The sequence below is a fragment of the Clostridium novyi NT genome (assembly GCF_000014125.1).
Lineage (GTDB): Bacteria > Bacillota > Clostridia > Clostridiales > Clostridiaceae > Clostridium_H > Clostridium_H novyi.
Window position 1 is genome coordinate 844,089 of the sequence record NC_008593.1, and the last position, 13,803, is coordinate 857,891.

Annotated in this window: 15 protein-coding genes; all 15 read left to right on the top strand. The window is 28.8% G+C overall.

Annotated features, from left to right (window positions below; all coding sequences use genetic code 11):
• The 15 genes from NT01CX_RS03810 (at position 1) to NT01CX_RS03880 (ending at position 13,803) form a co-directional block, all read left to right on the top strand.
• On the top strand, positions 1-720 hold the full coding sequence (locus tag NT01CX_RS03810; protein ID WP_011721726.1) for a zinc dependent phospholipase C family protein: 720 nt from the start codon (positions 1-3) through the stop codon (positions 718-720).
• Between the two features lie 101 nt (positions 721-821).
• A complete protein-coding gene (locus NT01CX_RS03815) occupies positions 822-1,403 on the top strand; it encodes a class I SAM-dependent methyltransferase (RefSeq protein WP_242648502.1) in 582 nt (193 codons plus the stop codon).
• The gene (locus NT01CX_RS03820) at positions 1,363-3,135 is read left to right on the top strand and encodes a B12-binding domain-containing radical SAM protein (RefSeq protein WP_011721728.1); all 1,773 of its coding nucleotides are present in this window, start codon (positions 1,363-1,365) and stop codon (positions 3,133-3,135) included. The genes NT01CX_RS03815 and NT01CX_RS03820 overlap by 41 nt, the downstream gene beginning before the upstream one ends.
• Before the next feature lie 245 nt (positions 3,136-3,380).
• Positions 3,381-3,707: an ATPase gene (locus NT01CX_RS03825; protein WP_039226183.1), complete on the top strand. Its 327-nt coding sequence runs from the start codon at positions 3,381-3,383 to the stop codon at positions 3,705-3,707.
• On the top strand, positions 3,694-5,649 hold the full coding sequence (locus NT01CX_RS03830) for a V-type ATP synthase subunit I (RefSeq protein ID WP_011721730.1): 1,956 nt from the start codon (positions 3,694-3,696) through the stop codon (positions 5,647-5,649). The genes NT01CX_RS03825 and NT01CX_RS03830 overlap by 14 nt, the downstream gene beginning before the upstream one ends.
• Before the next feature lie 89 nt (positions 5,650-5,738).
• On the top strand, positions 5,739-6,239 hold the full coding sequence (locus NT01CX_RS03835; RefSeq protein ID WP_011721731.1) for a V-type ATP synthase subunit K: 501 nt from the start codon (positions 5,739-5,741) through the stop codon (positions 6,237-6,239).
• Between the two features lie 36 nt (positions 6,240-6,275).
• Positions 6,276-6,872 carry a V-type ATP synthase subunit E gene (locus NT01CX_RS03840; RefSeq protein ID WP_011721732.1) on the top strand — a complete coding sequence of 199 codons (597 nt, stop codon included), beginning with the start codon at positions 6,276-6,278 and terminating at the stop codon, positions 6,870-6,872.
• A gap of 13 nt (positions 6,873-6,885) precedes the next feature.
• The gene (locus NT01CX_RS03845; protein WP_011721733.1) at positions 6,886-7,887 is read left to right on the top strand and encodes a V-type ATP synthase subunit C; all 1,002 of its coding nucleotides are present in this window, start codon (positions 6,886-6,888) and stop codon (positions 7,885-7,887) included.
• A complete protein-coding gene (locus NT01CX_RS03850) occupies positions 7,880-8,188 on the top strand; it encodes a V-type ATP synthase subunit F (RefSeq protein ID WP_011721734.1) in 309 nt (102 codons plus the stop codon). Before NT01CX_RS03845 ends, NT01CX_RS03850 begins: the two co-directional genes overlap by 8 nt.
• An 18-nt stretch (positions 8,189-8,206) precedes the next feature.
• Positions 8,207-9,982 carry a V-type ATP synthase subunit A gene (locus NT01CX_RS03855; protein WP_011721735.1) on the top strand — a complete coding sequence of 592 codons (1,776 nt, stop codon included), beginning with the start codon at positions 8,207-8,209 and terminating at the stop codon, positions 9,980-9,982.
• Positions 9,975-11,357 carry a V-type ATP synthase subunit B gene (locus NT01CX_RS03860; protein WP_011721736.1) on the top strand — a complete coding sequence of 461 codons (1,383 nt, stop codon included), beginning with the start codon at positions 9,975-9,977 and terminating at the stop codon, positions 11,355-11,357. Before NT01CX_RS03855 ends, NT01CX_RS03860 begins: the two co-directional genes overlap by 8 nt.
• Positions 11,358-11,359: 2 nt before the next feature.
• Positions 11,360-12,010 (top strand): V-type ATP synthase subunit D, encoded by a 651-nt coding sequence (locus NT01CX_RS03865; protein ID WP_011721737.1) that lies wholly within the window; start codon positions 11,360-11,362, stop codon positions 12,008-12,010.
• Positions 12,011-12,181: 171 nt separating this feature from the next.
• The gene (gene def / locus NT01CX_RS03870) at positions 12,182-12,658 is read left to right on the top strand and encodes a peptide deformylase (RefSeq protein ID WP_011721738.1); all 477 of its coding nucleotides are present in this window, start codon (positions 12,182-12,184) and stop codon (positions 12,656-12,658) included.
• A 146-nt stretch (positions 12,659-12,804) separates the two neighbouring features.
• On the top strand, positions 12,805-13,314 hold the full coding sequence (locus NT01CX_RS03875) for a hypothetical protein (RefSeq protein ID WP_011721739.1): 510 nt from the start codon (positions 12,805-12,807) through the stop codon (positions 13,312-13,314).
• 150 nt (positions 13,315-13,464) lie between these two features.
• Positions 13,465-13,803, top strand: coding sequence for a hypothetical protein (locus tag NT01CX_RS03880; RefSeq protein WP_011721740.1), 339 nt, complete (start codon positions 13,465-13,467; stop codon positions 13,801-13,803).

The window sequence follows — 13,803 nt, forward strand, 5'->3', positions numbered from 1 at the left end:
ATGAAAACAATATTAGAAAGAGCTTTTGGCAAAACAGCTAGAGGTGTTATGGTAGCTGTGAATCCCATAAAAAAGGCAGTAATAAAAACACATTGCATTACTCATAAATATATAAATAATAAATCTTTAGAACTTCTAAAAACTCAAGGATATATCCACGAATATAGATATTTTAAAAATTATATAAATGATATAAATGCTGGAGTAACTTGGGCTGATCAGGATTTGAAAAGTATAAATCACTTTTATCATGTTGATGAAAGAAAAGGTATATATGGATTTTCAAATGCATTAGAAGAATGCAAAAAATATTATAAGTTATCATTAAGATATCTAAAAATAGGTGATGTTCATAAAAGTATGTTTTTCTTTGGAGCAGCTTGTCATTTAATACAAGACACCACTGTACCTCATCATGTAAATAATAGACTTTTAAAAAAACATAGAGATTTTGAACTATGGATTATAAAGCAAATACTTCTAGGATATAATTTTGAAACAGATAAAGATATAAAAAGGTACAGAAGTGTAGAAGAATACATACAAACCAATGCACTTATGGCAAATACAGTTTATTTTAGATATAATTATATGAAAAATAAAGAAGAAAAGTATATGAAAGTTGCACCTATAATAATAGAAGAAGCTCAAATAACTACTGCAGGTTTTATGCTTGATTATTATGATAAAATAAAAAATACAATTTCATTATTTGAATAATATCTGAGTGTAGAGAAGATATTTCTTCCGGTAAATGGAGGAGATATCTTTTTTGTATAGAAATACTATAATTAATTACAAAAAATGTAAAAGGTGTTTTTGTGCAAAATGAAAAGGAAGGTGCATTTAAATTGAATAATGAAATTGTTATAAACATGGAGAAAAAAGTTTTTAATGGAGATATTCTAGATATAGGTATGGATAACTATGGTGTAATATATAATATATATAAAAAAAGTAACACAGATTTTAATGTTGAGTATATAGATAATAAAAAAGGACTAGATTTTATAAAGAATAATTCTTATGATATATGTGTTATGTTTCTATCTTTTAGTAGTATAATGTTAAAAGCAAATAAGCAAAAACTTGTTAAAAAAATATGTGATTATTTAAGAGAAGATGGACTTTTTTATATATGGGATTTAGATAAAAAATATGGAAAAATATTAAATGAAAATATAAAAGTGAAAATAAGTGATGATATTACAAAACAGATTATTTTTAAAGAGTTTAATATATTTAAAGAGAGTTCTTATGAAAGCACTAAAAATATATTAAATGACTTTTTTGATATAATAGATTTTAAGTGTTCTGATGGTGGTTATTACATAAAGGCACAAAAGAGAAGGAGAAGTGAATATGAAAAAGTTGAAAACATTATTAGTGGGGATAAATTCTAAGTACATACATTCAAATTTGGCTGTTAGATATTTAAGAGAATATACTAAAGAGTTAGATTATGAATGTAAAATTAGAGAGTTTTCTATTAACGATAGAAGAGAAAGAATATTAAAGGAAATAATAAGTGAAGAAGCAGATATAATAGCTTTTTCTTGTTATATATGGAATATAGAACTTATAAAAGAACTTGCAAATTTAATAAAAATTGTTAATAGTAATATAAAAATAATTTATGGTGGACCAGAAGTAAGTTTTGATGGAAGAGAATTTTTAACATTAAATCCAGGTGAATATTTGATTGAAGGGGAAGGGGAAGAAACATTTAAAGAGCTTATTGAATTTGAAATTTATAATTTTAAAAGTAAAATTTTACACAGTAACTCAAAAAATAACTTTACTAATGAGGATAGTTTTGGTAAAATTGATGGAAATAACAAATGTATTAACGAAATTAAAGGTCTCTTCTATAAAATTGATGAAAAAGTATTTTATAATAGCAAAAGAAAAAATATAGACATTAATCAAGTAGTATTTCCGTATGATGAAAATGACGATTTGAAAAATAAAATAGTTTACTATGAAGCTTCAAGAGGATGTCCTTATGGATGCAAATATTGTTTGTCCTCTGTAGATAAAAATCTTAGATTTAGAAATATAGAAACTGTAAAAAAAGAATTAAAATATTTTATAGATAAAGAAGTTAGATTAGTAAAATTTGTAGATAGGACTTTCAACGCTAATGAACAATTTGCAATAGATATTTGGCAATTTTTAATTGAACAAAATACAAATACAAAGTTTCATTTCGAAATATCAGCTAATATTCTTACAGAAAAACAATTCAATGTATTATCAAAGTCACCTAAGGGAAGATTACAATTTGAGGTAGGAGTACAAACAACAAACAATAAAATTTTAAGAAATATAAATAGATATGTAAATTTTAAAGATATAGAAGAAAAGGTTGAAGAAATAAAAAAATTAAATAATATAAGTCAACATTTAGATCTAATAGCTGGACTTCCAGGAGAAGATTTGAATTCTTTTATAAATTCATTTAATGATGTTTATTCAATAAAACCTGAAGAAATACAGTTAGGATTTTTAAAATTACTAAAAGGTTCCCCTATGCTTGAAGAAAAGGATAAATGGGGCATGAAATATTCTCCATATCCACCTTATGAAATATTAAGCACCAAGGACATAAGTTATGATGAGATATTACTTCTTAAAAAAGTAGAAGCTATGGTTGATAAATATTATAATTCAGGTAAATTTAATAATATTATAAGTTATTTTGAATTAAAATTTGATACACCTTTTGAGTTTTATTATCAATTAGGTGAATTCTTTGAACAAAAAGGATATTTTGATAGAAATATTTCAGGAACCGACTATTATAAGGTATTTTTAGAGTTTAACAGTGAAAAACTAAGAGAAGATAATAACATATTAAAAGATATTATAAAATATGATTATGTTAAATACAATAAAAAAAGTTGGGTGCCTAAATTCCTAGAAACAAAAATTCATAAGAAGCTTACAAATGAAATTAAAGAAAAAATTATAGAAAATAATCCTAAAGCAAATAAAAATAAATTGTATTTGCAAGAATTTAATATAGATATAAATGAATTTATATTGAGGAAAAAAATTATAAAGAAAAATATATATTTAGTTTATGATGGTGAAAATGAAAATAATATAACAGATGTAACTAGCATAATATAAATTTAAGTAAAACTATAAAGCAATATTTTTTTTAAAATATTGCTTTATAGTGAATAATGAAGAAAAAACACGAAAAATATTCAAAAAAAACTGAAGATTTATTAAAATCAAATTTTTTAATTTTGTAATATTAAGCTATAAAGGTTTATAATATATATACTAAACTGTTATTAATACCATATAACATGCTTTCAAGTATTTTATATGGTTTTAGAATATTAATAAAAATGAAGGTGGTGATAAGTTTGGCACTGGAAGTTATCAAAGAAATAAAGTCTTCAGAGGAAAAAGCTATGGAAATCATAAAATCAGCTCAAGTAGAAAGTAATGAAATTATTAAAAATGCTCATAATAAAGCTGATGAAGAATACAAAAGAATTTTGAACACATCTAAAGAAGAAGCAAATAGAATTTTAGAGGAAGCAATATCTAAAGCAAAAGAAGAGGCACTTCCAATAATTCAGCAAGGAGAGAAAGAAGTGCAAGAGATAAAAAGTGTTTGTGCTAAAAAAAGAGATGAGGCAGTAAATTTAGTAATTGAGAGGATAGTGAATATCAATGGCAATAGTTAAGATGAATAAATTTACTTTGCTTGCCTTTGAAAAGGATAAGGAGGAGTTACTAAAAAGGTTACAAGAATTTGAAGGAGTTCAGTTTGTAGATCTTAAACCTCAGCTAGAAAATGAAGAATTGAGTTTTTTAAAAACTTTAGCTTCAGATAAAAAAACATTGGACTTACAAGAAAAAATCTCAAAAATTAAATTTTGTTTAGATTATTTAAAGCCATATACAGATAAAAAAGGAGCATTACAAGCTTTAAAAGAAGGTACCAAAACTATAAGTTTTAAGGAGCTTGAAGATTCTGTAAAAACAATAAATTGGAACAAAATTTATGATGAATTAAAGTCTAGAGAAGATAGAGTAAACGAACTAAATAATGAGGAAACCAAGATAAAAACTGATATTGTTTCATTAGAACCTTGGAAAAACTTCGATGGTAAATTTCAAGATTTATATGATTTGAAACTAACGAGTTATTTTCTTGGAACTATACCTTTAGCATTAAAAAATGATCTTATGGAAAGTTTAGAAGAAAGTAAATTACAGTACTATTTTGAAGAGATAAATACAACTAAGGATGAAATGTATATACTAGCAATGACACTAAAGGAATATGAAAAAGATTTTAGTAAGATTTTGAGAACATTTGGATTTTCAAAAATATCTTTAAGCTATAGTGGCAACCCAGTTGAAACAATAAAAGAGTTACAAGGTAAAGTTAAAAGTATATATGATGAAAAAGATAGCATAATAAGTGAACTCAAGAAGTTTAATAAGTGTGAAGAAGATTTAGAGTTAGTATATGAATATTATTCTAATGAATTATGTAGGGAAAATGCTAAATTAAATTTCTTAGAATCAAATAATATAGTTGTTATACAGGGGTGGAACACCGTATCAAGCAACAAAACCTTGGAAACAATTGTTAAAAAAATGTCAAAGAATCCCTATTGTTTAACCTTTGAAGAGGCAAATGATGAAGAAGTACCTATCAAATTAAAAAATAATGGATTTGTAGAACCCTTTGAAAGTATTACAGAAATGTATTCACTTCCAAATTACAAAGAAATAGATCCAACGCCTGTTATGGCAATATTCTATTTTATATTCTTTGGAATGATGCTTTCAGATGCAGGATATGGATTAGTAATGGTAGTTACTACATTACTTGCTTTAAAACTTTTTAAACTAGATAAAGCAATGAAAAATTTTATGAAATTATTTTTGTATCTAGGAATTTCAACAGTGATTTGGGGAGCTATATATGGAGGATGGTTTGGTGATGCATCTTCACAATTTATGCATAAAGTAGTTCCGTATCTATTAAGTCCTTCTAATCAAATAATGGTAGTACTTGGCTTAGCTGTAGTTCTAGGTGTTATACACATATTTGTTGGACTTGGAATGAAAGCCTATATTTTATTAAAGCAAGGAAAAGTTTTAGACACTATATATGATGTAGGGCTATGGTATATATCCCTTATAGGAATATTCTTAATGCTCGGCAAAGTTGGAGGTTCTATAGGCAAGATAATGGTTATAGTAGGTTTTGTAGGACTTGTACTAACACAGGGAAGAGATGCAGACACAATTGGTGGAAAACTAGGTGGAGGAATATATGGACTTTATGGAATTACAGGATATATTGGAGATATAGTTTCATATTCCAGACTTTTAGCATTAGGTCTTGCAACAGGATTTATAGCAAATGCATTTAACCTAATGATAAATCTTATACCAGCACCAGTTAAGTATTTTGTAGGACCTATTATATTTATAGGTGGTCATCTATTTAATTTAGGAGTAAATGCATTAGGTGCATATGTACATTCAAGTAGATTACAATACCTAGAATTTTTTAATAAGTTTTATGAAGGTGGAGGAAGAAAGTTTACTCCATTTAAATCAGTAAGTAAGTTTATGAATGTGTCTAATGAAGAAATTGACAATTAAGTAAAGCGATATTTCAATATTGTAAATTTTTAGAATATTGCGAAAAATATTAAGTAAAAATAAATTTTGGTAATTAGGAGGAAGAAATTATGAAAACTTTTATGGAATTTATGATTCAAAATGGGGGAATAGTGCTTACATTATTAGGTGCTGGACTTGCAACATTTTTACCAGGTATAGGATCAGCTAGAGGTATAGGTTTAGTTGGTGAAGCGGCAACAGGGGTTGTTACAGAAGATCCTGAGAAATTCGGTAAAGCTTTAATCCTAGAATTACTACCAGGTACTCAAGGATTATATGGGTTTGTTACAACAATTATAATTCTTTCAAAAATAGGTTTACTAACTGGTAATTTATCAACTATAAGTCTTGGAACAGGATTCCTTTTACTATTAGCATCATTACCAATAGCTTTTGCTGGTTGGAGATCAGCTATATCACAAGCTAAAACAGCTGCAGCTGGAATGACAATACTTGCAAAAAAACCAGAGCATGTTATGAAGGGTGTACTTTTTGCAGTAATGGTTGAAACATATGCATTATTAGGATTCGTATCATCTCTATTAATGATATTATTTATTCAATTATAAAAATGAGAATATAACAGTGATAGGATGTGAAGACGAATGTCTAATATAACTGGTTTAACCAATAAAATCATTGAAGATGCAAAAGTGTCTTCTAAAGAAATAATGGATGATGCAAAGAAAAAAGAAAAAATCATAATAGATGAAAAAGTTTCTATAGCAGAAAATGAAAGAAAATTAATATTATCTAAGGCAGAAGAAGAGTCAAAAGTAAGGGCTGGAAGAATAATTTCAAATGCAAATTTGCAAGTGAGAGATATGAAACTTTCAGCTAAGATAGAAGTTTTAGATAATGTATTTAATGCTGCTGTAGAAGAACTTAGCAGAATGACTGGAGGAGAATTATTAAATTTTATAAAAAATACTATTTTACTATTGGATATTGATGGTGATGAAGAAATTATAGTAGGAGAAAATGAGGACAGAGTAACTACTGAATTTATAAATGAAATCAATAAAGAACTAAATGCCAAGGGTAAACTCGGAAAAATAAAGCTTAGTCAAAAGAGAATTAAAATAAAAGGTGGATATATACTGGCTAAGAATGGTATAGAAATAAATAATACTTTTGAATCAAGAGTAAAATCTCTAAGAGATGATATGGAAGCAGAAGTTGCGAAAGTTTTATTTAGCTAAAGGAGGATAGCTTATGAGTAACATTGAATATGTTCAGGCTGTGCCGAGAATAAGAGCAGTTGAAAATAAACTGCTAGATAGAGCTAAAATACAAAGGTTACTAGATAGCACCTCAGCTGATGAAGCTTTTAAAGTATTACAAGAAACTGATTATGGGACATTAATGGCAGAGGTGAAGAGACCTGAAGATTATGAAATAGTTCTAAGTAGGGAATTGGTGAGATTATACTCTTTTATGTACGAAATAACTCCAGAGAAGAAGCTTATAGATATTATGAGTATAAGATATGATTACCACAATATTAAAGTGTTATTAAAATCAAAAATTTTAGGCAAGGATTTTAAAGAAATTTTAATTCCTGTGGGTATTATCGATGTTAATATTTTAACAAAATGGATATTGAATGAAAACTATAATGACATTCCCAAAACAATGAAAGAGGCAATAGAAAAATCTATGGAAGTCTTTGAAGAAGAAAAAGATCCTCAAAAAATAGATGTTGTACTTGATAACTATATGTATAAGGACATGATGATGAGAGCTAAAGAAATAAATGATGGTTATCTTTTAAAATTTTTAAAGATGAATATTGATTTAACAAATTTAAAAACTTTATTAAGAGTAAAAAAGCAAGATAAATCTAGAAATTTTTTAAAAGAAGTTTTATTAGATAATGGAGAAATAAAAAAACAAGAGTTCATTGAGATGTTTAACTTAAATGTTGAAAATATAGTTAATAAGTTACAGTACACAGATTATACGGATGTAATAAAGGTTGGTATAGAGGAATACACTGAAAGCAAAAATTTAAAAGTGCTTGAGAAACTCTCAGATAATTTTATTATGAATTTTATAAAAGATGCAAAATATGTAAGCTTTGGATCAGAGCCATTAATTGCTTATATATTTGCAAAAGAAAATGAAATAAAAATAGTTCGAATAATAATGGTTGGAAAACTTAATAACATTGATGCCGATGTAATAAGAGAAAGGCTGCGTGATATTTATGTATAAGATTGGAGTGGTTGGAGATAAAGATTCAGTATTAGCCTTCAAAGCTATAGGAATAGATGTATACCCTGTTATAGAGGAAGAAGAAGCTAGAAAAACTGTAGACAAAATGGCTTTAAATAAATATGCAGTTATATTTGTTACTGAGCAGGTTGCAAAAGGGATAGAAGAAACTATAGAAAGATATAATAGGGAAACACTTCCCGCAATTATATTGATTCCAAGCAATCAAGGTTCTTTAAATATCGGTATACAAAGAATTAAAGATAATGTTGAAAAGGCTATAGGAGTTAATATTTTATAAGGAAGGAAGGTAGATAACTTGAAGACGGGAAGAGTTATAAAGGTTTCAGGACCTTTAGTTATAGCAGAAGGTATGGAAGAGGCTAATATATATGACCTTGTAAAAGTTGGAGAGAAACGTCTTATAGGTGAAATAATTGAAATGAGAGGAGATAAAGCTTCTATTCAAGTTTATGAGGAAACTACAGGACTTGGACCTGGAGCACCTGTTGAAACTACAGGAGAACCTCTAAGTGTTGAACTAGGACCGGGACTTATAGAATCTATGTTTGACGGTATACAAAGACCTCTTGAAGCAATAGCAAAGAAGGCAGGAAGTTACCTAACAAAAGGTATTGAAGTCTTTTCATTAAATAGAGATAAAAAGTGGCACTTTGTACCAAAAGTTAAGCATAGCGATAAAGTAAAGGCAGGAGATATATTAGGAACTGTTCAAGAAACAGAAGTTGTCAATCATAAAATAATGGTGCCTTACGGCATAGAAGGAGAAGTTATAACTATATTTGAAGGGGATTATACAGTAGAAGATGTAGTTTGTGAAATAGACACAAAAGATGGTGTTAAAAAAGTTAAACTTATGCAAAAGTGGCCAGTAAGAAAAGGAAGACCATATGCTAAGAAGTTAAATCCAGAAGCTCCATTAGTTACAGGACAAAGAATAATAGATACATTTTTCCCAGTAGCAAAAGGAGGAGCAGCTGCTGTGCCAGGACCATTTGGAAGTGGTAAGACAGTAGTTCAACACCAACTTGCTAAATGGGGAGATGCCCAGATTGTTGTATATATAGGCTGTGGAGAACGTGGAAATGAAATGACAGATGTTCTTAATGAGTTTCCAGAACTTAAAGATCCTAAGACTGGCAAATCAATAATGGAAAGAACAGTTTTAATAGCAAATACTTCTAATATGCCAGTTGCAGCCCGTGAAGCTTGTATATATACAGGAATCACAATAGCAGAATATTTTAGAGATATGGGATATTCAGTAGCACTTATGGCGGATTCCACTTCACGTTGGGCAGAGGCATTAAGAGAAATGTCTGGAAGACTTGAAGAAATGCCTGGTGATGAAGGTTACCCAGCTTATTTAGGATCAAGACTTGCTGATTTCTATGAAAGAGCTGGAAAAGTTGTGTGTTTAGGAGACGATGAAAGAGAAGGTGCCATTACTGCAATAGGTGCTGTATCACCTCCAGGAGGAGATTTATCAGAACCAGTAACTCAAGCTACACTTAGAATAGTTAAAGTATTCTGGGGACTTGATGCACAACTTGCATATAGAAGACATTTTCCAGCTATAAACTGGCTTAATTCATATTCACTATACCTGGATAGTATAGGAAGGTGGATGGATAGAAATGTTTCAGAAGAATGGGTAGATTTAAGAACAAGAGCTATGACAATACTTCAAGAAGAAGCAAATCTTGAAGAAATAGTTAGACTTGTTGGTATAGATGCACTTTCCGAAAGTGATAGATTAAAACTTGAAGTTGCAAAATCCATAAGAGAAGACTATTTAATGCAAAATGCCTTCCATGATGTAGATACTTATTCTTCACTTGAAAAACAATATAAAATGTTAAAACTTGTTCTTTCATTCCAAGATGAGGCTGAGCGTGCTTTAAAAGCAGGAGTTTATTTAGAAAAGATAACATCTATGGTAGAATTAAGAGATAAAATAGCAAGAGCTAAATTTATTCCAGAAGAAGAAATGGGAAGAATTGATGAAATAGGAGAAGAATTAAGAAGAGAGATAGATAAGTTAATAGCGGAAGAAGGTGTAATCAATGCTTAAGGAATATAAGACTGTACAAGAAGTAGTTGGACCTTTAATGCTAGTTGAAGGAACTAAGGGAGTAACTTATGATGAATTAGTTGAAATAGAACTTCAAACTGGAGAAATAAGACATGGTAGAGTTCTTGAAATATCAGAAGATAAAGCTTTGATACAATTGTTTGAAGGTTCTACAGGAATAAATTTAAAAGAAACAAAAACTAGATTTTTAGGAAAACCCTTAGAAGTTGGATTATCAGAGGATATGCTTGGAAGAGTCTTTGATGGAATGGGAAGACCAAAAGATGGAGGACCTAAAATAATTCCAGAAGAAAGACGTGACATTAATGGTGAACCTTTAAATCCTTTTGCAAGAGATTATCCGTCAGAATTTATTCAAACAGGAGTATCAGCAATTGATGGACTTAACACTCTAGTTAGAGGACAAAAGTTACCTGTATTTTCAGGTTCAGGACTTCCACATGCTGAACTTGCAGCACAAATAGCAAGACAGGCAAAAGTTTTAGGATCAGATTCAAAATTCGCAGTTGTTTTTGCTGCTATGGGAATTACATTTGAAGAAGCTCAATTCTTTATACAAGACTTTACTAAAACAGGTTCAATAGATAGAACAGTTTTATTTATGAATCTTGCAAATGACCCAGCAGTTGAAAGGATAGCAACTCCAAGAATAGCACTAACTACAGCAGAGTTTCTAGCTTATGAAAAAGGAATGCATGTACTTGTTATAATGACAGATATGACAAACTACGCAGAAGCACTTCGTGAAGTTTCAGCTGCAAGAAAAGAAGTTCCAGGAAGACGTGGTTATCCAGGATACTTGTATACTGACCTTTCTACATTATATGAAAGAGCAGGAAGAGTAAAAGGAAAACCAGGATCAATTACACAAATACCTATACTTACAATGCCAGAAGATGATAAGACACATCCAATTCCTGACCTTACAGGATATATAACAGAAGGACAAATAATATTATCAAGAGAACTTTATAAAAAAGGTATAATGCCACCAATAGATGTACTTCCTTCTCTTTCAAGACTTAAAGATAAAGGGATTGGAAAGGATAAGACAAGAGAAGATCATGCAGATACAATGAACCAATTATTTGCTGGATATGCCCAAGGTAAACAAGCAAAAGAACTTGCAGTAATACTTGGAGAATCAGCGTTGTCTGACATAGATAAAGCATATGCAAAATTCGCAGATGCATTTGAAAAAGAATATGTATCTCAAGGATTTAACACAAATAGAAGTATAGAAGAAACATTAAACTTAGGTTGGAAACTTCTAAAGATACTTCCAAGAACAGAACTTAAGAGAATTAGAGATGAATACTTAGAGAAATACTTAGATACAAAAGAGGGTGAGTAAGTATGGCTAGACTTAATGTAAATCCTACTAGAATGGAACTTACAAGGCTAAAAAAAAGGCTTACTACTGCAACTCGTGGACATAAACTATTAAAAGATAAACAAGATGAACTTATGAGAAGATTCATAGATCTTGTTAAATACAACAATGAGCTTAGAAAAGATGTAGAAGAAATGATAAAAAATTCTCTTAAGGATTTTGTAATGGCAAGGGCATTAATGTCATCTGAAATATTAGAAGAAGCTATTATGTATCCAAAGGAAAAAATATCATTGGATGTAAATATAAAAAATATAATGAGTGTAAATGTTCCAGAAATGAAGTTTAAAAGGCTATTAGAAGATGACAATGGAAGTATATATCCTTATGGTTATTCTAATACATCTGCAGAACTTGATGATGCAATTGAAAAACTTTATAGTATACTTCCAAAACTTTTAGAACTTGCAGAAGTTGAAAAGTCTACTCAACTTATGGCAGATGAAATTGAAAAAACAAGAAGAAGAGTTAATGCACTTGAATATATGACTATTCCTCAATTAGAAGAAACTATAAAATATATTCAAATGAAACTTGAAGAAAATGAAAGAGGAGCACTTACAAGACTTATGAAAGTAAAAACTATGCTTGAAAAAGAACAAGAAAGTGTATAATAAACAATATGAAAAGATGTTTAGGGATAATCAATATAAAGTTTTAGTATTGGTTATCCCTATTTTATTTAAAGTTATTTATAATGGCTATTTTGGTAGAAAAAATAAATATAAAAATATATAATGTATTATAGTGAGAATAAAAGTATATATTTTTGAGGAGAGATTTAAATGGCAATAAAGAACATAGTTACAGCAGATAATCAATTATTAAGAAGAAAAAGCAGAAGAATAGAAAAGATAGATGATGAAGTACTAGAACTTATACAGGATTTAAAAGATACATTATATTCAGCTGATGGAGTTGGACTTGCAGCACCTCAAATAGGCGTTTTAAAAAGAGCTTTTATAATAGATTTGAGAGATGGAAATGATCCATTAATATTATTAAATCCTAAAATATTAAAAAAGATAGGTAAATATGAAGATGCAGAAGGATGCCTAAGCTATCCAGGATACGAAGGAGTAGTTATACGTCCAAGAAAAGTTATTGTAGCTGGAATGAATGAAAAAGGAGAAATGGTACAATATGTAGCTACAGGACTTATGGCAAGAGCTATATGTCACGAAACAGATCATTTAGATGGAGTTTTATATATGGATTTAGCTAAGAAAATGTATAAGATACCTACAGAAGAAGAACAATAATTTAAAAATTATAAAGTAATTAATAAGCTTAAACAGATGACCTCCAATATGGTTATCTGTTCTTATTTTACAAAAAATATTTACATGACATTACAGTTAATATATACTACTGTATATACAGTAGTATATATTAAGGGGGAATATTTATGAAAAATAGTGTAAAAAAATTAACTTATGGAGCATTGCTTACGGCACTAGCAATAATAATACCAGTATGTTTTGGTGTATTAAAAATACAACTGGGGCCTTTTACAGCAACAATAGGAGCTCATGTACCAGTATTTTTTTCTATGTTATTTGGTCCGTATATTGCCATTGTAGTTGCGTTAGGATCAGCCTTTGGATTTTTAATTACTTCACCACTAGTAGTTGCAGCTAGAGCATTAATGCATGTGTTTGTAGCTTCACTGGGAGCTATATTAATAAAAAGAGGTATGAGTTTGAAAAAGGCTATTTTAGTAACAGCTCCATTGCATGGGGTATTAGAAGCAATTGCAGTTATACCCTTTGGATTTACAGTTTATAAGATTTTAGTAGTTGTTGGAATAGGATCTATGCTTCATCATATAGCAGATGGAATTGTATTTTTGATTATAGTCGAAGCTATGAAAAAAACAGGAATAAAAAGTTTTAAGAAAGAAACATACTTTCAATAATATACTGGATAATATCTTTCCTTAAATGTGTAAAAAGCAATAATAAGTATTTATTAATAATATGTATATAGTAGTATGGTATAATATATTTAAAATCAAGATTTACCATATAGTAAACGATACATTATATAGTAAAGGAGAGAGATGTAAATGGAAAAAAGTATGATTTCTATAAGTGAAGAAGATGTAAAAAAAATTCTATCAGAATTGAAAGAAATTGAAAATCTATCTTCCGATGATGTTATTAAGTTTAAAGTTGATCAATTAATGCAGATGATAGGGGAAATTACTAGCATAGATTCAAAAGAAACTTTAGAACAAATTATTTATAATAAAATGAAAGAATCTGCTACGAAAAACAAAGAACTTAATGTTAAATTATATATGCTTTATAGAAATTTAAAGGATGGAAGAATATCGCAAAAAGAAGCTAAAGAAGCATATGAGATATATTTGCAAATGTATCCTTATGATACTTTAGTATATTAG

Bases quoted from the DNA above. Each gene is read 5' to 3' on its own strand.
- NT01CX_RS03810 (WP_011721726.1), top strand. From the start codon at position 1: ATGAAAACAATATTAGAAAGAGCTTTTGGCAAAACAGCTAGAGGTGTT.
- NT01CX_RS03820 (WP_011721728.1), top strand. From the start codon at position 1,363: ATGAAAAAGTTGAAAACATTATTAGTGGGGATAAATTCTAAGTACATA.
- NT01CX_RS03830 (WP_011721730.1), top strand. From the start codon at position 3,694: ATGGCAATAGTTAAGATGAATAAATTTACTTTGCTTGCCTTTGAAAAG.
- NT01CX_RS03835 (WP_011721731.1), top strand. From the start codon at position 5,739: ATGAAAACTTTTATGGAATTTATGATTCAAAATGGGGGAATAGTGCTT.
- NT01CX_RS03840 (WP_011721732.1), top strand. From the start codon at position 6,276: ATGTCTAATATAACTGGTTTAACCAATAAAATCATTGAAGATGCAAAA.
- NT01CX_RS03845 (WP_011721733.1), top strand. From the start codon at position 6,886: ATGAGTAACATTGAATATGTTCAGGCTGTGCCGAGAATAAGAGCAGTT.
- NT01CX_RS03850 (WP_011721734.1), top strand. From the start codon at position 7,880: ATGTATAAGATTGGAGTGGTTGGAGATAAAGATTCAGTATTAGCCTTC.
- NT01CX_RS03860 (WP_011721736.1), top strand. From the start codon at position 9,975: ATGCTTAAGGAATATAAGACTGTACAAGAAGTAGTTGGACCTTTAATG.
- NT01CX_RS03865 (WP_011721737.1), top strand. From the start codon at position 11,360: ATGGCTAGACTTAATGTAAATCCTACTAGAATGGAACTTACAAGGCTA.
- def (WP_011721738.1), top strand. From the start codon at position 12,182: ATGGCAATAAAGAACATAGTTACAGCAGATAATCAATTATTAAGAAGA.
- NT01CX_RS03875 (WP_011721739.1), top strand. From the start codon at position 12,805: ATGAAAAATAGTGTAAAAAAATTAACTTATGGAGCATTGCTTACGGCA.
- NT01CX_RS03880 (WP_011721740.1), top strand. From the start codon at position 13,465: ATGGAAAAAAGTATGATTTCTATAAGTGAAGAAGATGTAAAAAAAATT.